This window comes from Flammeovirga sp. EKP202 (genome assembly GCF_014534745.1).
In the GTDB taxonomy this organism is placed as follows: Bacteria; Bacteroidota; Bacteroidia; order Cytophagales; family Flammeovirgaceae; genus Flammeovirga.
Genome location: NZ_JACVVP010000020.1, coordinates 1 through 21,999 on the forward strand (window position 1 = coordinate 1; position 21,999 = coordinate 21,999).

A 21,999-nucleotide genomic window follows, 5' to 3' on the forward strand; every position below is an offset into this window, starting at 1 on the left:
AAGTCTTTTCATAGGAGAAAGATCGGCTTTCTGTCAAAGAAATGAAAATTCAAAATTTTAAAAGAGCGATAGCTCAGGTATTAATTATAATTTTATTTGCCCACTTAAAGCATAAACTATTTATTTTGACTTTTCATAACACTAATTTTTTCAATTTAATCATTGTCCTTCCTATATTTATTAACAATAAATACACTTACTAAAACAACTTTAACATGCCCTCTACAAAAAGAATTTTAATCATCCATGGTCGCGCACAAAAACCAAAAAAAGAAGAAATAAGAGCAATTTGGTATGAAGCTATAAAACACGGCCTAAAAAGAGACTTCAATCCACAACTAGCAGATCAATTTGATAGTTTTGAAAAAGAATTTATCTATTACGGAGACATCACAAACAAAAGATTTTTCAGCAATGAATATGAAGGTAAAGACTTAAGAATTAAAACTTTAGATAAATTAAAGACCTATTCAGCAGACGATTTCAATGAGAACAACTATGACAATCTCCATACTTTTGGATTCTTCAATGAAGGGCTTGCAGATTTTTTCTCATCTCCATTAAACCTTTTCAATATCGGTGAATCGCTAATTAAGATCAAAGCACCCGATGTTATTGAATATTGGAATAAGGACTCTGAATTCAATCACCTTGTTCAGGAAAGATTGATTTCGCCTTTAAAAAAGTACCTTGCCAATGGAGATGAAATTATGCTGATTGCTCATAGCTTAGGAACAATTATAAGTTATGATGTTCTATGGCAGTTATCACATCTCAATGAATTTAAAAATGCCATTGGACCAGATAAAAAGGTCAACCTATTTGTCACTTTAGGTTCTCCACTTGGTGATATTCATGTGAAAGATAACTTGAGAGGTGCAAGTTTGAGTATTTATTCGCCTCCTAGCGGTTGTAAAAATAACAGTCTGAAGGAGGAGTTAATCGCTAAAGATAAAATCAGACAATACCCCACCAATATCCATAAGTGGGTAAATATTTCTGCAGAAGATGATTACATCTGTCATGACAGTCATATACAAGATGATTTCCAAGAAATGATTGACTTAGATCTTATCAAAAAAGAAAACTTTATTGAAGAAGAAGATAAAATTTACAATCTAGCCGTTAAGGGTGAGAAGTCAAATCCTCATGCCTCTGTTGGCTACTTAATTCACCCAAGGTTTATTAAAATCTTAGCAGAATGGATGACTAAATAGTAAATGTAAATCTCAGTTGGAAGGTGATTTTTCAAAAGTGTAATAAGTAGTCATCTAAAGTTCTTTGGTTCTTGATCATGTTTGTCCTTTGAAGATAGGTTCATATTTAGGCCTCCCCTTTTAAAAAGTTGCTATTGTAAGATTTTGAAAGAAGGACGGTTTGATAAGAAGGGGTATTATTATTAGTTTTGCCTCACATAATTAAATTATCTGCTGGGCAAACATGAAAACTAAAGAATCAATCAAGTATATTCCACTTGGAATAGCTACCTTATTAACCATTCCTTATTTTATTGAGAACACTTTTTTCCAAAATTTACAGTTAGAAAATGATGGTAGTATTCACTTCTCTTATTATACGAAATTTTCTCTCTCGTATGTTGGGTTATTGATTTCAATAATTTTATTACTACTAAAAAATGAGTATTGGAAACATGCTTTTGCAACCCTTCTTTTAGCAGGAACATTCCATCTTGTTCAGATCTTCCATTTGATCTTTTCTATAGAAATTGGTTTTATCCATATCGACATCACATCACTTTTATTACTCATCGCTCATATAAAAGTGAACCCTGTTCTTTCTGAAGAAATTAAACCAATGTTAAAGAAAAATGAAAAACAGCATCTGCAAAGTAACGAGTTTAAAATACAGTTTTTTGAGAAGAAATTTGAAAAGAATGATATTTTTGAATTGAGAGTAATTGTTCAAGAAAACACACTTATTCCAGAAGCGATTGAAGCTGCAAAAAGGGTGATTAGAAAAAAAGAGGAACGTGACAATAATAGACAAAAAGTAATGGGTTAGTTTCTATTACAAATACTGACTTTTTGTACAAGTCCTGACTTTTTATCAGAAAAAAAGCTCAACCCTTAAAAATTAAGGGAAGAGCTCAAATCCAATATAACTTCTAATAACTAAACCGTGGTGAGTTAGTCCTTTAGTAATCGAAGAAATTCTTCTCTAAAGGAAACATCATTAAACTTACCTCCATATTCCATGGTCACGGTTGAGCTTGTCTTGTCCTTTACGCCTCTTGATGAGACACAAAGGTGTTCCGCATCCACTACCACAATGATGCTGTCGGTTTTTAATGCATCTTGCAGTTCGTTATACACTTGAAGTGTCATACGTTCCTGCACTTGTGGGCGTTTGCCGTAATATTCTACAATTCGATTAATTTTTGAAATACCAATTACTTTACCTGAAGAGATATAACCGATATGAGCCTTTCCTACGATAGGTAAAAAATGATGCTCACATGCTGAAGAGAAAGTGATATTTTTCTCAATCAACATTTTATCATATTGGTATTTATTGTCAAAAACTGATAATGAGGGTTTATTTTTAGGATCGAGACCTGAGAAAAGCTCCTTGACATACATTTTAGCATATCGATAAGGTGTACCTTTCAAACTGTCATCTGATAAATCAAGACCTAATGTCTTCATAATACCAGCAAAATGTTCTTGAATAATTTCAATCTTTTCGTCGTCACTTTTTTCAAAAGCATCAGCAAGCATTGGTGTATCAACGCTTGTCATCATATGATTATCCCCTTCTACCTCAATTCTTAGCTTTTCTTCCTTTTCCATCTATTCCATTCCGTCTATAAATTGTAACTTATTTTCCTCTAAATCATAGCTTCTATAGAAGCATGCCTTTCTGTTTTCTCCTTCCTGATTGAAAGTATGACAAACGCCACCACCCATCAGTTTTACCTGATAAATGATAGCGTCTTGATCACAGTCCACCATGATTTTAATAATCTTTAAGTAGTTGCCAGAGGTTTCCCCTTTTGTCCACAATTCATTTCGTGAGGTAGACCAAAAAGTGGCTTTCTTTGATTTCAATGTATACTCGAAAGCTTCTTTATTGGCATAACCAATCATTAGAATTTGCCCCGTATCAAATTCTTGTGCAACGACGGGTAATAACCCACCTCTTTTCTCAAACTGAAGCTGCGGTACAAGCTCCTCTTCCAAAGCTACCTTTGAACTGTTTTCCATATTTTATTATTGAATGTTTAATACGAATTTTAAATCAAAATCAGTATCACCATCATTAAAACCAGAAGTAGCAGTTTTTACATCTGGTTGGTGTTTTAATACCACTCTGAATTCGCCATTTGAAACGCTAGTTGCTGAAGCTGTCCATGTTGTTTCTAAACCTACAGGATTACCATTATCATCCTCATCTTCATAATTGATATCATCTGAAGCGTTATCGATGTTACCATTACCAGTTGGGTTTGAGAATGCATCTTCCGTAAATCCAAAAAAGAATTGGTGCTCATCATCTTCATCTAAGATTTCTTCACCGATATCCTCACCTGGCTCCTCCAATTTGTTCATGATCTCGTAAGTAAGGGTATAAGTTTTACCCGCACCTAAGTTGATTGCATCCTTAATTACTAGATCTTCAAGACCTGGTCCGTCAGGATCTTGTGCAGTAGCTGTTACTACATCCGTGTCATCAGCAGTGTTTGTGAAAATTAATTTCACATCAGTAATCACTTCTAATTCGTTTTCGATCTCTGGTACAACGTCATCGCTGTCGCAGCTTGTGAATAAGCATCCAGAAGCTAAAAGACCAACAAGGCTGTACTTTTTGAATAAGTTGATCGTGTTCATTTGTTTACTATTTAGCGTTAAAATTATAATTGAGAGAGAAGAGGAAATTTCTTCCCATGTCGTCAGCGAAATACCTCAGTTGATTAAGGTAATTTCGATAACTCGTATTCAATACATTGTTTACAGAGAGATTTGCTGAGAATTGTTTCACCTTAAACCCACAAGAAGCATCTAAAAGAAAATAGCCTTCAGGTGCAGGTGTAAAATCAAAAATCTCAGACTCTGGTGTTACTATTTCATCTTCCTCTAAAGTTCTTGGGGCTTGGAACTGTTGGAAAGTATAGCTTGGTTCTACTGATAGATAAGCAGATTCGATTATCCAAAAAGGTTGAATAGACCACTTTAGATTATAACTTGCTCTTATAGGAGGTTGGTTGATCAATGGTTCATCCTTTTCAACATTCCATGACCATAGGTAACTCACCCCTAAAGAACCGTCTAAAACTTCTGACCATTTTTTCTGCCATGTGAAATCTCCTCCAATAAATAAAGCATTGGATTGGTCGAAGAAAAATCCAGGCATTGGCCCCCTAACTGTACCTACAGGACCGTATGGACGCTCATATACAAAATTTTCAATATAATTTGTATAAGCTGTAATTGTGAAGTCGTTGGTATTCTTACTTATATTCCACTCATTGATCCATTTAAAACCTCTTTCAGGTTTCACATCGCTTTCGCTTAAAGGAGTTACTTTATCTGATTTATATTCATCATCTTCATTTAAGTAATAACGGAGCATTCCGAAAGAATACTTAAATCCGTGCTGACCAAAAGCAAATAGTTCTTCTACATTTGGTGTACGCCACGCTGTTCCAAAGTTTGTTCTGTAAGTGGCATTATCAGAAAGTTGACGTACGAACCCTAAAGAGGTAGTGAGGTTTACAAAAGTATAATCGTCCCTGAAGACATTTTTATAGATATCATACCCTCTTACATTATTGTTTTCATAATCCATTCTAAGGCCCATTTCAAAGGTATTTTTCCCTTTCGTTAAGCTTTCTATAATGAAACCACTAAAACGGTACGTATTATAATTAGGAATAAAAGGTGTAGTGTCTGTTCCAGGAAGGTTATCATTATCTTGAGTAAAAAACTGAAGTCCCATAATACCTTCCAGTTGAAACCACTTCTTATGCATCCACTCCAATTGATAATCAGTAGTCGTGAGGTCCAAATTCATGATTGGTTTGTAGGAATTTCTACGAACATCATACTCCTCACGATGATTGAGCTGTCTACCTACTCTAAATGTTAGCTTTTCCTCCTCTGAATACCACCAATTGACTTCTGCTGTTGTTAAGTGGTGCTGAATCATTTGATTTGGTTCATTGATATCATATGAAAAAGGCTTAATAATCGCTGGTCGATCAGCACCAATCGCTCTTTCAAAATCATCAGCATTCCCTGTAATTGAAGCTCTTAAGATTCCTAAATTCTGATCCACGAAACTATAATAGAGCTTGAAGTCAAAATCCTTTAATTTATATTTGACACCAGCATTAAATGCCTTTTCTTCTTTACCTGTATTGGTTAAGGAGTAATCTGGAGCATGTCGATCACCAATTCGAGTATAACCACCACCAACATGATAGCTTATGTTTTCAAAACCTTGACTCACTTCAGTATTTGCAAAGTAGCCTTTTCCATTAGATTGATACCCCGTTCCTATTTTTGCTCTAAGAGATTGATTAAAATTTAATGGGTTTCCCTCTACTATAATCGCTCCCCCTAAAGCTTCAGGTCCATATCGTACACCCGAGGCTCCCTTGATTACAGTAACTTTATTGGCTGATGCAATATCAATTTCTGGAGCATGTTCTGATCCCCAATTTTGAAAACCGTGTTTAAATCCATTATTCAACAATAAAACTCGATTACCATAAAGGCCGTGAATTACGGGAAGTTGTATATTACTTCCTGTTGATGTAAATGTGACCCCTTCTACATTAGAAAGTGCATTGGCTAAGGATTGAGTTGGATCGATTTGTAACATTTCTCCATCCACTAAATCTTGAGCAACCGTCAATGTTCCTTGAATATCACTTACCTCTGAAACTGTCACTTCATCCAACGATACCACATCGGGTTTGAGATAAATGACCGATCTTTCTTCTTTAGTTTGATGTACTTTACAAGAAGCATCACATGTAGTTTTGCAATAGCCGTTACAAGAAATAATCAAACAGTTAGTCGCATTGCACAAATCTCCTAATTGAAATTCCCCATCAATATTTGTCAACACTTTTTGTGTTGTTCCTTTGATACTAACCAATGCATAAGGCAATGCCTCTTTTGTTTCTGCATCAAGCACAACCCCTTTCAATTCATAACTACAATTATTCGTCTCTTGGGCATGTAGGCTCAGTGATACAATAAATGGGATGAATAGAAAAAGAATTTTGTGCATGTACTTTGAAAATTAGTTTGTTACGAAAAGAGCAACATCATAGGAATAAAATAGGCTAACTTATAAATCTCTAATTTTTAATTAATCCAAATTCATCTTAAATGCGACTATGTTGCAAAAATAAAAAAATCATTTCCACAAACGCAACATTGTTGTGTTTATTTTTTTAATTTATTTTATCTTTGGTGCATGAAAACCGAACAGAAGATATTAGAACTCCTCTCTAATAATGGGATAAGGAAGACGAATTTCAGAATTGAGTTACTAGAATTATTTTATAAAAATAAACATGGATTATCCCACAGAGATATTAAAGAAGCAATAGAATGCATGCCCGATAAAGTAACAATTTACAGAGCTTTAGACACTTTTATGGAGAAAGGAATCATACACAAAGTTCCAGATATCAATAACGTCTCTAGGTATGCTTTAACAAAACATGAGTGTGCTGAAACTCATCATAATCATGCTCATTTTATCTGTAATTCTTGCCATAAAACTTTTTGTATGGATGACATTCAAATTCCTGAAATACAAAATGCTCACGGTTTTAAAATCAATAGTATTAAGTTAATCTTAGAGGGAAAATGTTCGGATTGTTCGGAATGTTCACATTAGTATGAAATGTTAAAAGTTCAACTACCTTTCTTGATTTATTTATATTTTAAATTTCGATCACACAATTTACACTTTAAACACTGTTACCAAAATGTTATTTAAACTTTATTAATGCAACAGTATCGCATTAATTATTATATTTGATGTAGGTCATAATTTGTATATAATCAATTTATTAACAATATGATAAGTCAAGAACAAGTCGTTAATGCTCAAAAAAAATGGGGTGCTGGAGTTGTAAAAATCGGATCCCTAAAAGAAAACAGACCTGAATGTGAAGCCTTTGCTAATAATTTCTTGGATAACCTTTACTCATTTCAAGCTGGTCCTGTATTATTTAAACCTACAAAATGTGCGAAAGAACAATTCAGGCCAACGAAAATAGAGGCTCTATCTTATTTTATTGCAGGGCAGAACCGTGCTTCACTTGAGGACAAAGGTTTTGCTATTAATCCTTGGACAAATGTACGATTTGAAAATTCGGATATTATTTTAGAAGAAAATCGTGCTATTGCAATGGGTAACTATTTCTTTACTGATCTTAATGGAAACGAGGCAAAAGTAGAATATACTTTTGGTTATAAGATTGTTGATGGTGAGTTGAAGATTGATTTACATCACTCTTCATTTCCTTATGATCCTGCACCAACAGCATAATGTTAAAGTAATCAGTTCCTAAATTTTATTAACAAGGACTAAAACTGTAAATCATGTAAGTAGTAGTTTTAAACAATGAAACTACTACTTTTTTATTCTTAATTCTCCTTCTCTACACACATCAAACCAACGGTTCCTAACATACTACAGATAAAACCAACTTCAACTACAAACTTTAACCTCCCTAGATCCCCACATCAAATAAAAAAGGCTTCGTTAGAGATTACGAAACCTTATTTATGATGTTTTTATGTTTCAAAGGTAAGAGTTGAGACAGTTCGTAAGGATGTTTTAAAACAATGTTTCCTCACAACACAACGCTCTTAACTCGAAAACGTTCTATTTTTTATTTACAATAGTTGCTGATGCTTGTGCTGTTGGGTACACCACTAAATCAGCAATATTAACATGTCTCTTTCTTGAGACCATAAAGTAAATGATATCTGCTATGTCTTCAGCATAAAGAGGATCATAACCTTGGTAAACTCCTTCTGCTTTTTCTTTATCACCTTTAAATCTCACCTCAGAAAACTCTGTGTGTACTAGACCTGGATGCACAGCACCAACACGAATTCCAAACTCATTCAAATCATAACGCATTGCTTCATTGAGTGCATTAACAGCAAATTTTGATGCATTATAAACGTTGCCATTAGGGTAAACATCTTTTCCGGCAATGGAACCAATATTAATGATATGTCCTTCTTTTCTATTTTTCATCTGCTCAATTATGGCTTTCGAAACATAGAGTAATCCTTTGACATTAATATCAATCATAGCATCCCAATCATCAACATCTCCTTCATGAATTGGAGAAAGACCGTGAGCATTACCGGCATTGTTTACTAAAATATCTACTTTCTGAAAAGATGTTGGTAATGAAGCAATCTGTGAAAAAACACTTTCTTTATCTCTTACATCAAAAGTAAGTGTATGTACATCTACTTTTTCTTCTAACTGTTTTTTCAACTCTAACAAACGCTCTTCTCTTCTGCCACAAATGATCAAATTGATACCATTTTCAGCAAATAACTCTGCGGTTGCTTTACCTATTCCTGAAGTTGCTCCAGTGACTAACGCTGTCTTTTTCATTAATTTTTATGTTTTTTGAAAGCACATAAAAGATAACTCCATAATGCTTTCTTCCTCCGTTTGAGGAGGTGTGAATATATGTTCGATATAATTATTGAATTGTAACTGTAATGTGGGATAATGCTTTGCAAAAAGATCTTGGAGGTACTGTTCTCTCATATCCCATTGATGGGTAAGCAATAAAAGGTAGCCCTCTTGATTCAAATGTTCTTCAATAGCTTTAAATAGCTTTTTCTCCTCTTCTTGATCTTCAGGCTGACAATGAATCACTGCATCAAGTAGTATCACTTGATAATTTTGATCTAATGTATAATTAAAAATATCATCAACAACGCCTCTAATTCCATTTGCTTGAATTTGCTGAATACCTTCGTTAGAGATATCTACAGCAGTTACTTCAAACCCCAACTGTTGAGCTGCAATTGCATCTCTTCCCTGTCCTGCTCCCAAGTCTAACAAACTCGTCTTCGGTTGAATTTGTTTTAAGAAATCAACTAATTCAGGATAGGGAGCACCAAATGCACCTTGGGACTGATAAAAAGCATCCCATTCTTCCGCTTTAGACTTTGTTGCCAAAATTGATTTCAGTATGATCGCCTAAATTTAAACTTTGAGCTATACCTTTTAAAGTTGAATCGTGTCCTACAAGAGAGTTTTTCAACAATAAATCTTTTAAATCTGTAAATGCTCCAATAATTGAGTTTTCTATGATGCAATTTTCTATAATTGCCTCTTCACCAATCACTACATTCGGTCCAATGATCGCATTTTTGACGACAGTATTTTTTCCAATTTTTACAGGTTTAATAATAATTGAATTTTCACATTTAATATCATCTGTAGTTGTCAATTGAAAACCGGGTCTTCCTAATAGCGTTGCATTGGCTTCTAAAAGAGAATTTCTAGCTCCGCAATCGTACCAGTTTTCAACTTCTTGCACCTCAAAATTACAACCTTCTGCGACCATTTTTTGAATAGCACCTGTAATTACGATTTCATTTTGAGATGTAATATTATTATCAATTACATATTCCAAGCCTTGAATGAAAGCAGGAATATCCACTATTTTATAAATACCCACTAATCCTAAATTCGACTTTGGAATCACCGGACGCTCTACAAACCGCTTCACTTTTCCTTCTGCATCCAATTCTGCGACACCAACTTTACCAGGATTATCTACCTTTTGGTACCCTACCACAGAATTGGGGTTCTCCAACATTTGTTTAATATCCAAATTCACAATAGAGTCACCCAAACACACCATCAGTTCTTTTTCCTCCTCAAAGAAATTCTTAGCAACATAAACGGCATGTGCTGATCCTTCCCTTGGTATTTGTACTACAAATTCAAAATTGATTTTAGTGTCTTTGTAATTTTCTAAAATAAAGGATTCAATACGTGTACCCATATAACCTATGACGATGATAAAATCATCAAAACCTGCATCTATAAATATATCTATAATATGAGCTATAACGGGTTTCCCTGCAACAGGCAATAACGCCTTAGGTTGAGTATTGGTCAAAGGACGTAAGTTAGAGCCTCGCCCTGCAACTGGTATTAATACTTTCATTTTGATTATCTTGTTCCTATATATATCAAATATAAGTACTCAAACAAAATTATTATTACTATCTATTATTTTTTGCGATAGCATTCCTCTAAAAAATAGAATTTATACCGTTTTTAATGTTGTTCACATAAAAAATATTTTAGGAAACAGTTATCAACTAACTTTGTACTAGCTAATACTAAGCGTTGCTAAAATCAGAAAAATTATCCAATTCAAAAATAAATAGTATCGATACCTTTTATTCCAAATTTACATTTTAACTAAAACTAAAAATGAGAAAAGTACTTTACTTTCTATCACTAACTGCAGTCTTAACTTCTTGTTCAGAAGGAAATAAAAAAACTGAGCAAAAACTTGAAAAAGCAACTGCAGAGGAGTGGAAAATTGCATCTTCTATGTTTGGTGTTCTACCAACTGAAGCTATCAATGAAGAAAATCCATCCAACGAATCAAAAATCCAATTAGGTAAGATGTTGTACTTTGATACACGTTTATCAAAAGACGGTAATATCAGCTGTAATTCTTGCCATGATTTAGCTACTTTCGGGGTAGACAACAAAGCCACTTCACCAGGTGATACAGGTGAGTTTGGCGATAGAAACTCTCCTACCGTTATCAACTCAGCTTTACAATTTGTACAGTTCTGGGATGGTAGAGCAAAAGACGTGGAAGAGCAAGCTATCGGACCTATCCTAAATCCAATTGAGCATGCAATGCCAAATGAAAAAGAAGTGATTAACCGTTTAAGCGAGGTAGCTGAATACGTAAAATTATTCAAAGAAGCATTTCCTAACGAAAAACAACCACTTACTTACAAAAATGTAGGTAATGCAATTGGTTCTTTTGAAAGAACTTTATTGTTCCCTTCACGTTTTGATAGATTCCTTGCTCAAGAGAGCAATTCTTACTTGCTGACTGCAAAAGAGGCACAAGGGTTAAGAGACTTCCAAGAGGCAGGTTGTGTAACATGTCACTCAGGCAATATGCTAGGTGGTAATATGTACCAAAAGTTTGGTGTATATGGCAACTACTGGGAAATGACAGGTTCAAAGAAACAAGACGAAGGAAGAAAAGAAGTAACGGGACAAGAGAATGACAAATACCATTTCAAAGTTCCTACGTTGAGAAATATCGCTAAAACTGCTCCTTATTTCCATGACGGTTCTGTAGAAAAACTGGAAGATGCTGTAAAAATTATGGCTAAACTTCAGTCAAATGTTGAGATCACTGATGAACAAGCTTCAAATATCTCTGCATTCTTAGGGACGTTAACTTCCAAAATTCCTGAAGAAGTAACTCAAGCCCCTACTTTACCATAACAAAAGCATTGTACTATTTATTTTGAAGAGCATCTTAATCGGTGCTCTTTTTTTTGGATCAGGTAAAATGAATACATTGTAAACTAAATTATCGAATATTTATGATGTTTAGAAATCAGGAGATTTCTGCTGATCTTTAGGACACGAATGATGCTATCGCTTAACATTCGCGCCAGTGGACCTTCTACCCAATTCATTTGCTACTTCTTCCCTTCAAGGCCGACTTAGATACTACTAATGATTACCTGATTACAAATCAAAAATGCTAAGGTTTTATAATAATCTTCTAAAGTGCAGTACTGTAGGGACGTTTTAGTAAAACGCCCTCAAGAACCACAATACACTACCACACACAATTCATATAGAAATATATTACAATTAACGATAATTTAGTTTACAATATGCTAGGGAAGAAAATTCTCAAATAAAAAAAGGTGTCATTACTGACACCTTTCTTTTATTTTCAATATCCAAAGATATATTACTCGTCTTTCATCTTTAATGGCTGACCTGTAGTCTCCAATACTGCCCACCATAATGGACCATTTACATCAATTTTCTTTCTTGATGCTGTTGCTACTGGAATTGGTAAGTAAGTGAATTGGTTATGCCAACGACCTACTACGAAATCTGTCAAACCTGCCATTGCTCCGTGAACAGCGTTTAAGGCTAAATCGTTACAGAAAACACTATCCGCAGGAATTGCAACTTCTGAACGAATGATGTATGAAGGGTCAATATACTTCACAGTTGCTTCAATATCCTCGCTCTTGAAGAATTTATTGATTTCATCTTTTAAGTGAACACCAATATCCTTATGCTTGATATTACCGGACTTATCCATTTTCACATTTTCATCATCAAATAGATTTTGTCCAGCACCTTCCGCCACTACAACTAGTGCATGATGTCGATCCAATACTCTTTCTTTCAATGCTGCTAGGAAACCTTTCTCCCCGTGCAACTCGAATTCAGATTCTGGTACTAATACGAAGTTTACATCTGGCATTGCCAACGCTGCATTAGCTGCAATAAAACCAGAGTCTCTACCCATTAGTTTCACGATTGCTACTCCATTATAAGCACCTGTCGCCTCGTTATGAGCATCTCTTACTACTGCTGCTGCGGTTGTAAAAGCTGTATCGAAACCGAAAGTCTTTGTCATGAAGTTTACATCATTATCAATCGTCTTTGGAATACCTGCAGTAACGATTTTCAAACCTCTTCTTTCAATTTCCTCGTTGATTACGTGGTTACCCGAAAGTGTACCATCACCACCAATAGTGAAAAGGATGTTGATGTTTTCTCTTTCAAGTGCATCAACCATAGCAGAAATATCCTGACGACCTCTTGATGATCCCAAGATAGTACCACCAAATAAGTGAATATCTTTTACTACATCTGGCGTTAATTTCACCATTTCATGGCCATACTCAGGAATTAATCCTTGGTAGCCATATTGGATACCCCAAATGTTTCTTACTTTATATCTGTAGTATAAGCCATTTACCAATCCACGGATTACATTATTGATACCAGGACATAAACCACCACATGTTACAATCGCGGCTTTTGTTTTTGAGGGATCAAAATAAATGTCTTTTCTAGGTCCTGCTTTTAAGAATGAGATAGGTTCAGCACCGGACTCTAATGTATTTTTGTAGCTACTTAAAGAAGCGTCATATACGATCTTTCTTGACTCATCGATGAATAATTCGTTACTAATCTCTTCGTCTGCGTAATTTTTATAAATAGGAGATACCAAAGTGGCTTTGCCTAACTTTTTAACCTCGAAGTCTTCTTGTTTCAAGTCGTTCATGAGATAGTATTATTTATTATAATGTATGTATCAATTTTTTCAAACACGAATAACAGTATATTTCTATTAAAAAAGGATGACAAAAGTAACCCTATTTTGATCATCACAATAAATTCATGCAACCCTTAGGAATTTCTTATGTCTTTAAGGCATATACAATTATTTTCACACAATATTCATTTGTTAATTGTTGTTATCCATAACAAACAATGAGTCGCAAAAATACAATAAAAAATGAAAACAAAATTATTTATCCTTAGCATTGCAATTCTTTTTTCATCATTTGTTCACGCACAAGAAACAGACACTCGTTCATTAGGTTCATTTGAAGGCATCAAAATCAGTGGTTCAATGGACGTAAAACTTATTTCAGGTAAAAAAAATGAAGCGGTTGTACATTTATATGGAAGTACTAAACCTACGGATGTAATTACTGAGGTTTCAGGCGGTAAACTTTCTATTCGTCCTAAAAAAGGGGTTCGTAATGTAAGAGCTGACATCGAAATTACTTACAGCGATAAAATCAATAGTGTAAGTTTTTCTGGTTCTTCAGATATTGTTTGTAAAGGAAAAGTATTAGCAGACAACTTAACTTTAGCAGGCAGTGGATCAGGAAGTTTTACTGGAGAAGTAAATGTAGATGAATTAAAAGCAAGCCTTAGTGGTTCGGGTGAGTTAGACCTTAAAGGTAAGGCTGATAATTTCAGTATATCAGTGAGTGGTTCTGCTGATATTGACGCTAAAGACATGGAATCAAAAATTGTTACCATCTCAGTAAGTGGCTCAGGTGATGTGGACTGTTGGGCAACAGAAGAAATCAATGCAAGAGTATCTGGGTCGGGTGATATCAGATACAAAGGTACTCCTGAAAGAACAAAAATTAAGGTTTCTGGATCGGGTGATATCTCACAATTTCAATAGATAAATTTCATATAGAATTCATATAAAGAAAGCCTTCTATCTCATTTTGTAGATAGAAGGCTTTATATATTTATACAGGATTTAATATTAATTTTTCTTCAAAAACACCTTTCCAAACCAAGTCGTTCCAATCGTACCTAAAAGCACCACCGAAATAGAACTTAATGGCATTAAGATAGCAGCAATCAAAGGAGAGAGATTTCCTTGAACTGCATAAGACAAACCTAATACATTATACAGTAGTGAAACTACAAACCCCAAATAAACCATCGTCATCGCTTTTTGAGAGAATGATAAATAACGGTTCAGTTGATTCACTTTTTGAGCGGCTAAAATGGCATCACAAGCTGGAGAGAATTGATGTGCATCTTCAGCGACAGCAATCCCTACATCTGACTGTTTTAAGGCTCCTGCATCATTTAAACCATCACCAATCATCAATACAGTTTCTCCTTTGGCCTGACTTGCCTGAATAAAATGCATTTTATCTTTTGGAGACTGATCAAAATGCATTTCTGTACCTTCGGGAAAAGACTTTGAAAGCTTTTCTCTCTCTGACGAATTATCACCTGATAATAAGGAAATTTTATAACCTCTCTCATGAAGGAACGATAATAGTCCATCAACACCTTCACGAAGAGATTGTGCTAGTAAGAATTTACCAAACACCTTTCCATCAATATTAACATACGAAACGGTTTGGAATGTTTTCTTCCCTGATTGATCAGCGTTGACAAAGGAAGCTTTTCCTAATTTAATAGTGTGTCCATTTACCTCACCTTGTATACCATTCCCTTGCACTTCCTCAAAATTATCGACCTTATATTTTTGATCTAATTGTCTTAAATGTTGAGCAATTCGACTACTAACAGGGTGTGTCGATTGAGAAGTAACTGCATAGACCAATTGTAATTGTTCTTCTGTTAGATCCTCTCCTTCAAATGAAATGGACTGTTCTTTAGCTGATGTAATTGTCCCTGTTTTATCAAAAACGATATGGTTGACAGCTGCCATTTTTTCTACAGCTATAGTATCTTTTGTATACAAACCAAACCTTGCCATAATTCGCATGGCATTGCCTAAAGCAAATGGAGCGTTTAAGGCCAATGCACAAGGACAAGCAATAATTAAAACTGCTGTAAAGGTATTCACGGCATGATTTGCACCGTCCACTGACCACCAATAAGCCCCTGCAATAGAAGCAATAATTAAAATAGCAATCGTAAACCACTTACTTAAAACATTGGTTTTAGACTGCAATAAATCCTTCATCGCTTCTTCTTGGAAAGTCTGTTCATTCCAAAGACGCGTCAAATAACTTTGAGATACTTCCTTTGTGGTCTCTATTTCAATGACACCGCCTGTCTGTTTTCCCCCTGCATATAAAAGGTCTCCAGATACTTTTCGAATAGGTACTGACTCCCCTGTCACAAAACTATAATCAATTCTACCTTCTCCTTTTTTCAATATTGAATCAGCAGGAATTAATTCTCCATTTTTAATTTGTAAAGTGTCATTTACTTCCAATTTAGAAAGGGGAATATTCTCTTTGATGCCTTTTACAATCCTCGTGATAGCAATAGGAAAATATGATTTATAGTCTCTTTCGAATGAAATATTATCAAATGTCTTTTGCTGAAACCACTTACCAATCAGTAATAGAAAAATCAAAGCACCTAAAGAGTCAAGGTAACCCGCTCCGGTATCAGATAGAATCTCATAAGCTGACCGTAAAAACAATGCAAAAATCCCCAGTGAAATTGGCACATCAATATTCACTCCTCCGTGTCTTAGTGCATGCCAAGCAGATGTCAGATAATCCCTTGCTCCATAGAAGAAAACGGGAATACTCAAGACTAAATTTAAGTAACCAAACAGTTCTATAAAGTGCTGATCTTCTACCGTGATTCCCAAATATTCTGGAAAACTCAGCATCATAATATTACCAAAGCAAAAACCTACAACACCAAGTTTGATGTAAAAGGATTTCTCTTGTGCTTTTTTTGCTTTATTTTTTTTGTTCTTTTCTAAGTCCTCAAGATTGATCAAGGGTTCATACCCAAGATTGATCAACAATTCCACCACATCCCGTAAGGATAGTTTCTCTTCTAAAAATGTAACGTAGATTTCTCTCTTAAGAAAATTGACTTTAGACTCTGCTATACCTTCACTCAGTTCAGGTAACTTTTCGAGTAGCCAAATACAAGATGAGCAATGGATCTGCGGAAGGTAAAAACTGAGTCGGGCAATTCTCCCATCTGAAAAATCTATTAGCTTTTTAATGATCGTTTCATCATCCAAATAAGCTAACTTTTCACGTTGTGATTTTCCTTTTTGTTTTACACCAGGCTGATTATTTAAACGGTAGTAATCCGTAAGATTATTTTCCTGCAAAAGATCATAAACCATATGACATCCATTACAACAAAATGATTTCCCTTCCTCATTTTTTATAATTTCATCTGTACAGTCTTCTCCACAGTGATAACAAGTTTCTTTATTTTCGTTTGAGTGCATGTTCATGTCTAATAATAGATTGGCGTAAATTTCGTCAGCAAAATTGAAATCAGCACTGACAATTATCAATTCATCACTCCTATTGACAAATAAAAACTAAAAATTGGGTACCAAGCCTTTCTAATCCGTTATTTTTGGGCTTCAATTCGCACTACCTTTCGGAAAAAGAAAAAAATATATGAATATAAAAGTTGGAAGTGGAGTTAAACAGATGCTATTGGCTGCACTAGTAATGACCACTATGCAATTGATAGTGAAAGCAATTCCACAAATACCTCCTCAAGAAGTTGTTTTCTTCAGAGCATTAATTTCTCTCGTTTTAAGTTATATTACACTCAAAAAAGCTGGAGTTTATCTTTGGGGAAATAATCAGAAAATGCTGTTACTAAGAGGCTTTTTTGGAACCATCTCTCTAGTTTTAGTGTTTGCCAGTTTTCAAAACCTTCCTTTAGCTACCGCAGTTGTATTACAGAATTTAGCACCTTTGTTTACTGCACTCTTTGCGATGCTTTTCTTAAAACAACCACTGAAACCTTTACAATTTTTATTTTTAGGAATCAGTATTATTGGAGTCGTTTTCATCAAAGGTTTCGACCCAAGAGTTGACCCTGTATTTTTAACGATTGCTTTATTGGGAGCCATTGGATCAGCGGCGGCATACACAGTTATCGGAAAGTTAAAAGGAAAAGAGCATCCTGTCGTAGTAGTATTTTATTTTCCTTTTGTAGCGGTTCCCATCACGGGTATATGGAGTTATTTTGATTGGGTAATGCCTGAAGGTATCGAAATATGGGGTGCCTTATTGAGCATTGGTGTTTTATCACAAATCGGTCAAATTCTTTTAACAAAGGCTTATCAATCTGATGATGATGCACTGACCGTTTCTAGTATGAATTACACAAGTGTCATCTATGGAGCACTTTACGGCATGTATTTCTTCGGTGAATTTTTCACAATGGAAGTTATAATAGGTATGTTCCTCGTGATTTCAGGTACCTTATTGAACCTCGTCTACAAACACAATTTAAATAAAAAAGGAGCTGTTTAAGCAGTTGCACATTTAAAATTGGGATAAGTTGGATTATTATTTTTTAGTCTAATCAAGGCAGAATAGAAGAGCATAGCCGAAGCTACGTGATGATATTCTAACGAAGAGTAGGCTAAAAAAGAAAATCCAAAACTTCCGATTTTAATTGTACAACTGCTTAAGTAAAATTTAATAGATAGTTCTGTAAAGAAAAACGCCATTGAAATTTAACTTTCAATGGCGTTTTTTATTTTCAAAAGGTTATTTATTCTGCATCTTCCTGTTCAGATGATGGAGGATTTAATTTCACTCCTCTTCTCATATAAGCAGGAACATCACGAAGATCTTTCATATCTTCATTTGAAATATCCTTTACTGATTCAAATTTTTTGTAACTGCTCAAATGTGGTGTTTCAGCTTCTTTAGAAACATCATCTGAAGTTACAGGACTTTTAGGTTCAGAAGTTACTTCATTCCCAACATAATCGTCCTCTAAAGAAAATACTACTTTTTTAGGCTCTTCTTTTGGTTGGGGAGCCGCTGAAGCTTCAACTTCAAGAGGTTTTTCTTCCTCTTCTGTCTTTTCTTCAACAACTGGAGGTTTTTCCTCCTTAACTTCTGAAGTAGGTTTTGCCACTGGAATAGGCGTACTTATTCTAGTGCTCTGTGAACCTGACTCCCCTTTGCTAAAAAAATCGCCGCTTGTTTTGATTTCTTTATCTTCTTCGAAACCTGTAGCAATTACAGTTACGCTGATTGCATCACCCAATGATTCATCTTTAGCCACACCAAAGATAACCTCGGCCTCGTCTCCAGCTCTTTCTTGGATGTAAGTTGTCACTTGTTCCAACTCACTCATATCCAAGTTATCGTAATCACTAACCACAAGGCTAAGTAAGATATATTTAGCGTTGGTAATGTCAGTGTTGTTCAATAATGGTGAAGCAATTGCAGCCTCAGTTGCACGGATAGCACGGTCCTCACCTGACTCAATTGATGAGCCCATTACGGCAGTACCAGCATCACGCATTACAGTATTTACATCTTCAAAGTCAACATTGATGTATGCGTCTACAGTAATGATTTCGGCAATTGATTTTGCTGCACGAGCCAATACATTATCAGCTTGAGCAAAAGCTTCTCTCATTGAAGAACGTCCGTAAACTTCTTTCAATTTTTCATTTAGAATCACAAGAACAGTATCACAGTGTTCTTTCAAGTCTTCAATACCTTGAAGTGCTCTTCTTTCTTTTGGCTTACCTTCAAATCTGAAAGGCATCGTTACGATACCCACAGTAAGAATGTTCAAGCTTCTCGCGATTTCAGCAATTACAGGAGCAGCTCCTGTACCTGTACCGCCACCCATACCAGCAGTGATGAAGACCATTTTTGTACCATTGGACAAGAATGATTTAATTTCATCTTTTGTTTCCATTGCAGATTCTCTACCAATTTCTGGTTTTGCACCTGCTCCTAAACCTGCAGTAAGTTCAACGCCTAATTGAATTTTGTTGGGTACTGGACTCGATTCCAATGCTTGTTTATCTGTGTTAGCCACAAAAAAATCTACATCATGGATTCCAAGTTCATACATGTGACGGACAGCATTACCGCCACCACCACCAACACCGACCACCTTAATGATCTTGTTAGCCGTAGGGTTGCTTGTCATATCAAACTCGTAGCTCGTATCAGCCATAGATTCTAAAAAATTTATTTATTCAACCACCTAAAATGGTTGCTTATTTATATCAAAAATTCAAAGTGCTAAAATAATAGCATTATTCGTAAAAAATGACACATTATTCCACTTTTATGGTAGAATATGGTCATTTTATTCAATGAAAATACAGAATTAATAAAAACAATCCAATTAACTTATAGTTTTATTGGTTAATCTTTATAATCTTCAGTATCGTCATAGTCATCAATTAATAAATCCTTCGCCTTTTGAAGGAAATCTGAGAAAATATTCTTTCCTCTTGGTCCAGAAGTTTCAGGTACCTTTACTCGGTCTGAAGTTCCTTCACTCTTTACTTCTTGTTGGTAAATACTTCTTGGTCTTTCCAACTCTCTTTGGTCTAAAGCTTTAAATCCTGCTAAAGCTAATCCTAATCCTGTTGAGAATTTTGGATCTTTTACTTTCTCAGAACGATCACTCTTACCTAAGAACGCTGTTGGGTAACCAATTCTTGTGTCTAACCCTACTTTATATTCAAACAAATGTTGGATATTTTTAAGTTTAGACCCTCCGCCTGTCAGTACTAATCCTCCGGCTAATTTATCCAAATAACCTGAAGCTCTTAATTCTGCTTGAATTAAATCGATGATTTCCTCCATTCTTGCCTCAATGATATAAGCAAGATTTTTAATAGAAATCTCTTTTGGAGTTCTATTATTAATACCAGGAATTTCAACTACCTCAGCGTCATTTGTATTGACAGCCATTGATTGACCAAACTTTACTTTCAGTAATTCGGCTTGATGCTGCATCACTGCACATCCTTGTTTAATATCAGAAGTGATGATATCTCCACCGAAAGGAATTACCGCTGTATGTCTGATGATTCCATCATAGAAAATAGCAATATCAGTAGTACCACCACCGATATCAATGATCGCTACACCAGCTTCTTTTTCTTCTTCTGTCAAAACCGCCATACTTGAAGCTAATGGTTCCAACATCATCTGATCACATTCCAAATTACTTCTTTCAATACATTTTTTGATATTACGTATTGAATTAGAATTGGCTGTAACGATATGAAAATCGGCCTCTAACTTCACCCCTGCCATACCAACAGGATCTTTGATTTTCTCCTCACTATCTACTGTATAATGAAGCGGCAATACATGTATAATTTCAGTTCCAGGTTCAGTGATTACACGATACATATCGTTTGTTAAACGCTCAACATCTGTCACTGATATTTCGTCTTCTTGATGCGGAAGAGTGATACTTCCATGTTGACGGAAACTTTTAATATGCTTCCCTGCAACACCCACATTCACTACATTGATCTCAATTTGCGAGTCTTGCTCAGCGGCTGTAATTGCTTGGTCAATCGCCTCTGTAGTCTTTGCGATATTACTCACCGTACCATCACGCACACCTTCTGAAGTAGAATGACCTAATCCGAGTATCTCTAATTGATTGTACTCATTCATTCTGCCAACTACAGCACACACCTTTGTAGTTCCAATATCAAGCCCTACGATTATCTTTTCTTCTTCCATACTCTAAACAAATTTATGATGAGTAATTTGTGGGTTTATGTTTTATTAATGAGGATCTTAAATCCGAAAACTATTAAAAAATCAAAATTTCCTAATATGTATCCAAAAAAGCAAATTATTCAAATTGAAATTAGTTAGTACGCCTGAAACGTTTCTTTTATTTGCCCTTTATAATCTTAGTTACATACAATTTGACCTTCGTACTGCAACTTAATTTTTTTATATACATTCCAGCCTTTAGAACTTAAAATAGTATTATAATACACTTTTAATTTCCCTAGTTTTTGATCAAAATCCAATGGTTTTCCAAATTCGATACGTTCTTTGCCTACTTGAGGATAAGCAGTTATGGTCATATCACGTTTTAAGTCAAGTTGTGTCAACTGTGCATTCCAAAAACGATCATTATTCAGCTTGTTGATAAAATACAATAAATTTTGTCCAAATACCTCCTCACTCCAATATTTGTGTGACATTAATTTTTCAGTACCATCACCTGTGATTAACAACACTCTTGCGGCATATTTTTTAGAAAGTCCTATAAGTTTTCCTTCTTTATTAATGTATGTTGATTTACCTGAAGGTGTAATCACTCTAGCAATTGGCCTATCCTGTTCAATATCAATAATTAAATTATTGGAGACATCACGAGATACTTCTGCTTTTCTTACAAATTGAATGGCATTCAAAGAATTCTCAATTTCCTTTATTGAAATTTGATTGAGATCTTTTCTTTCCAAATTCATTTTTGTGATAGCATCTTTCACTTCAGTATCTTCCACAAAACGAGGAGCATTATAGTTTGTCACATTAATAACCAACTCTCCATCTGTAGTATAGACATTCCTTCTTGTAACTGTGTAAAGTACAAAAATGATTAATAAGCCTACCAAGACTAAAATGCTTCCTATTCCCTTTTGAGAAAAGAGTTGTGATAGTGATTTATTTTCTTTCATAA

General features: G+C 34.8%; 19 protein-coding genes. 7 read left to right on the forward strand and 12 right to left on the reverse strand.

Annotation, left to right across the window (positions count from 1 at the left end; genetic code table 11):
- The first annotated feature begins 215 nt into the window (after positions 1-215).
- Together IC221_RS13635 and IC221_RS13640 are read left to right on the forward strand one after the other, a co-directional pair.
- Positions 216-1,217 carry a hypothetical protein gene (locus tag IC221_RS13635; protein WP_188169496.1) on the forward strand — a complete coding sequence of 334 codons (1,002 nt, stop codon included), beginning with the start codon at positions 216-218 and terminating at the stop codon, positions 1,215-1,217.
- A gap of 223 nt (positions 1,218-1,440) precedes the next feature.
- Positions 1,441-2,022, forward strand: coding sequence for a hypothetical protein (locus IC221_RS13640; protein WP_188169497.1), 582 nt, complete (start codon positions 1,441-1,443; stop codon positions 2,020-2,022).
- 125 nt (positions 2,023-2,147) lie between these two features.
- Here IC221_RS13640 and folE read toward each other — a convergent pair whose 3' ends face one another.
- From folE to IC221_RS13660, 4 genes are read right to left on the reverse strand one after another with little or no spacing between them, the layout of a single operon-like run.
- The gene (gene folE, locus IC221_RS13645; protein WP_188169498.1) at positions 2,148-2,810 is read right to left on the reverse strand and encodes a GTP cyclohydrolase I FolE; all 663 of its coding nucleotides are present in this window, start codon (positions 2,808-2,810) and stop codon (positions 2,148-2,150) included.
- The gene (hisI, locus tag IC221_RS13650) at positions 2,811-3,224 is read right to left on the reverse strand and encodes a phosphoribosyl-AMP cyclohydrolase (protein WP_188169499.1); all 414 of its coding nucleotides are present in this window, start codon (positions 3,222-3,224) and stop codon (positions 2,811-2,813) included.
- 6 nt (positions 3,225-3,230) lie between these two features.
- Positions 3,231-3,848 carry a GTP cyclohydrolase gene (locus IC221_RS13655; protein WP_188169500.1) on the reverse strand — a complete coding sequence of 206 codons (618 nt, stop codon included), beginning with the start codon at positions 3,846-3,848 and terminating at the stop codon, positions 3,231-3,233.
- Positions 3,849-3,855: 7 nt separating this feature from the next.
- Positions 3,856-6,258 (reverse strand): TonB-dependent receptor, encoded by a 2,403-nt coding sequence (locus tag IC221_RS13660; RefSeq protein ID WP_188169501.1) that lies wholly within the window; start codon positions 6,256-6,258, stop codon positions 3,856-3,858.
- Positions 6,259-6,447: 189 nt separating this feature from the next.
- Here IC221_RS13660 and IC221_RS13665 point away from each other — a divergent pair, with 189 nt between their 5' ends.
- Together IC221_RS13665 and IC221_RS13670 are read left to right on the forward strand one after the other, a co-directional pair.
- Entirely contained in the window at positions 6,448-6,876 is a 429-nt protein-coding gene (locus IC221_RS13665) for a Fur family transcriptional regulator (RefSeq protein WP_188169502.1), read from the forward strand.
- Positions 6,877-7,059: 183 nt separating this feature from the next.
- The gene (locus IC221_RS13670; RefSeq protein WP_188169503.1) at positions 7,060-7,533 is read left to right on the forward strand and encodes a hypothetical protein; all 474 of its coding nucleotides are present in this window, start codon (positions 7,060-7,062) and stop codon (positions 7,531-7,533) included.
- A gap of 339 nt (positions 7,534-7,872) precedes the next feature.
- On the opposite strand, the gene IC221_RS13675 is transcribed toward IC221_RS13670, so the two are convergent.
- Genes IC221_RS13675 through IC221_RS13685 form a run of 3 tightly spaced genes read right to left on the reverse strand, consistent with a single transcriptional unit; the run spans position 7,873 to position 10,201 of the window.
- Entirely contained in the window at positions 7,873-8,625 is a 753-nt protein-coding gene (locus IC221_RS13675; protein WP_188169504.1) for an SDR family NAD(P)-dependent oxidoreductase, read from the reverse strand.
- A gap of 6 nt (positions 8,626-8,631) precedes the next feature.
- Complete coding sequence (locus IC221_RS13680) at positions 8,632-9,201, reverse strand: bifunctional 2-polyprenyl-6-hydroxyphenol methylase/3-demethylubiquinol 3-O-methyltransferase UbiG (RefSeq protein ID WP_188169505.1); 570 nt, start codon at positions 9,199-9,201, stop codon at positions 8,632-8,634.
- Positions 9,185-10,201, reverse strand: coding sequence for a sugar phosphate nucleotidyltransferase (locus IC221_RS13685; RefSeq protein WP_188169506.1), 1,017 nt, complete (start codon positions 10,199-10,201; stop codon positions 9,185-9,187). Before IC221_RS13685 ends, IC221_RS13680 begins: the two co-directional genes overlap by 17 nt.
- A gap of 272 nt (positions 10,202-10,473) precedes the next feature.
- Here IC221_RS13685 and IC221_RS13690 point away from each other — a divergent pair, with 272 nt between their 5' ends.
- Complete coding sequence (locus IC221_RS13690) at positions 10,474-11,520, forward strand: cytochrome-c peroxidase (RefSeq protein ID WP_188169507.1); 1,047 nt, start codon at positions 10,474-10,476, stop codon at positions 11,518-11,520.
- Between the two features lie 481 nt (positions 11,521-12,001).
- Here IC221_RS13690 and IC221_RS13695 read toward each other — a convergent pair whose 3' ends face one another.
- The gene (locus tag IC221_RS13695; protein ID WP_188169508.1) at positions 12,002-13,339 is read right to left on the reverse strand and encodes an ATP-dependent 6-phosphofructokinase; all 1,338 of its coding nucleotides are present in this window, start codon (positions 13,337-13,339) and stop codon (positions 12,002-12,004) included.
- A 234-nt stretch (positions 13,340-13,573) separates the two neighbouring features.
- Here IC221_RS13695 and IC221_RS13700 point away from each other — a divergent pair, with 234 nt between their 5' ends.
- Positions 13,574-14,260, forward strand: coding sequence for a head GIN domain-containing protein (locus IC221_RS13700; protein WP_188169509.1), 687 nt, complete (start codon positions 13,574-13,576; stop codon positions 14,258-14,260).
- Between the two features lie 87 nt (positions 14,261-14,347).
- Here IC221_RS13700 and IC221_RS13705 read toward each other — a convergent pair whose 3' ends face one another.
- Entirely contained in the window at positions 14,348-16,777 is a 2,430-nt protein-coding gene (locus IC221_RS13705; RefSeq protein ID WP_223241380.1) for a heavy metal translocating P-type ATPase metal-binding domain-containing protein, read from the reverse strand.
- A gap of 178 nt (positions 16,778-16,955) precedes the next feature.
- Here IC221_RS13705 and IC221_RS13710 point away from each other — a divergent pair, with 178 nt between their 5' ends.
- Positions 16,956-17,825, forward strand: coding sequence for a DMT family transporter (locus IC221_RS13710; RefSeq protein ID WP_188169510.1), 870 nt, complete (start codon positions 16,956-16,958; stop codon positions 17,823-17,825).
- A 244-nt stretch (positions 17,826-18,069) separates the two neighbouring features.
- Here the strand turns inward: IC221_RS13710 and ftsZ are convergent, their stop codons facing one another.
- From ftsZ to IC221_RS13725, 3 genes are all read right to left on the reverse strand, one after another.
- Entirely contained in the window at positions 18,070-19,503 is a 1,434-nt protein-coding gene (gene ftsZ / locus IC221_RS13715; protein ID WP_188169511.1) for a cell division protein FtsZ, read from the reverse strand.
- A 194-nt stretch (positions 19,504-19,697) separates the two neighbouring features.
- Positions 19,698-21,041 carry a cell division protein FtsA gene (ftsA, locus tag IC221_RS13720; protein WP_188169512.1) on the reverse strand — a complete coding sequence of 448 codons (1,344 nt, stop codon included), beginning with the start codon at positions 21,039-21,041 and terminating at the stop codon, positions 19,698-19,700.
- 176 nt (positions 21,042-21,217) lie between these two features.
- Positions 21,218-21,997: a cell division protein FtsQ/DivIB gene (locus IC221_RS13725; protein WP_188169513.1), complete on the reverse strand. Its 780-nt coding sequence runs from the start codon at positions 21,995-21,997 to the stop codon at positions 21,218-21,220.
- Positions 21,998-21,999 lie beyond the last annotated feature (2 nt).

Bases quoted from the DNA above. Each gene is read 5' to 3' on its own strand.
- IC221_RS13635 (WP_188169496.1), top strand. From the start codon at position 216: ATGCCCTCTACAAAAAGAATTTTAATCATCCATGGTCGCGCACAAAAA.
- IC221_RS13640 (WP_188169497.1), top strand. From the start codon at position 1,441: ATGAAAACTAAAGAATCAATCAAGTATATTCCACTTGGAATAGCTACC.
- folE (WP_188169498.1), bottom strand. From the start codon at position 2,810: ATGGAAAAGGAAGAAAAGCTAAGAATTGAGGTAGAAGGGGATAATCAT.
- hisI (WP_188169499.1), bottom strand. From the start codon at position 3,224: ATGGAAAACAGTTCAAAGGTAGCTTTGGAAGAGGAGCTTGTACCGCAG.
- IC221_RS13655 (WP_188169500.1), bottom strand. From the start codon at position 3,848: ATGAACACGATCAACTTATTCAAAAAGTACAGCCTTGTTGGTCTTTTA.
- IC221_RS13660 (WP_188169501.1), bottom strand. From the start codon at position 6,258: ATGCACAAAATTCTTTTTCTATTCATCCCATTTATTGTATCACTGAGC.
- IC221_RS13665 (WP_188169502.1), top strand. From the start codon at position 6,448: ATGAAAACCGAACAGAAGATATTAGAACTCCTCTCTAATAATGGGATA.
- IC221_RS13670 (WP_188169503.1), top strand. From the start codon at position 7,060: ATGATAAGTCAAGAACAAGTCGTTAATGCTCAAAAAAAATGGGGTGCT.
- IC221_RS13675 (WP_188169504.1), bottom strand. From the start codon at position 8,625: ATGAAAAAGACAGCGTTAGTCACTGGAGCAACTTCAGGAATAGGTAAA.
- IC221_RS13685 (WP_188169506.1), bottom strand. From the start codon at position 10,201: ATGAAAGTATTAATACCAGTTGCAGGGCGAGGCTCTAACTTACGTCCT.
- IC221_RS13690 (WP_188169507.1), top strand. From the start codon at position 10,474: ATGAGAAAAGTACTTTACTTTCTATCACTAACTGCAGTCTTAACTTCT.
- IC221_RS13695 (WP_188169508.1), bottom strand. From the start codon at position 13,339: ATGAACGACTTGAAACAAGAAGACTTCGAGGTTAAAAAGTTAGGCAAA.
- IC221_RS13700 (WP_188169509.1), top strand. From the start codon at position 13,574: ATGAAAACAAAATTATTTATCCTTAGCATTGCAATTCTTTTTTCATCA.
- IC221_RS13705 (WP_223241380.1), bottom strand. From the start codon at position 16,777: ATGCACTCAAACGAAAATAAAGAAACTTGTTATCACTGTGGAGAAGAC.
- IC221_RS13710 (WP_188169510.1), top strand. From the start codon at position 16,956: ATGAATATAAAAGTTGGAAGTGGAGTTAAACAGATGCTATTGGCTGCA.
- ftsZ (WP_188169511.1), bottom strand. From the start codon at position 19,503: ATGGCTGATACGAGCTACGAGTTTGATATGACAAGCAACCCTACGGCT.
- ftsA (WP_188169512.1), bottom strand. From the start codon at position 21,041: ATGGAAGAAGAAAAGATAATCGTAGGGCTTGATATTGGAACTACAAAG.
- IC221_RS13725 (WP_188169513.1), bottom strand. From the start codon at position 21,997: ATGAAAGAAAATAAATCACTATCACAACTCTTTTCTCAAAAGGGAATA.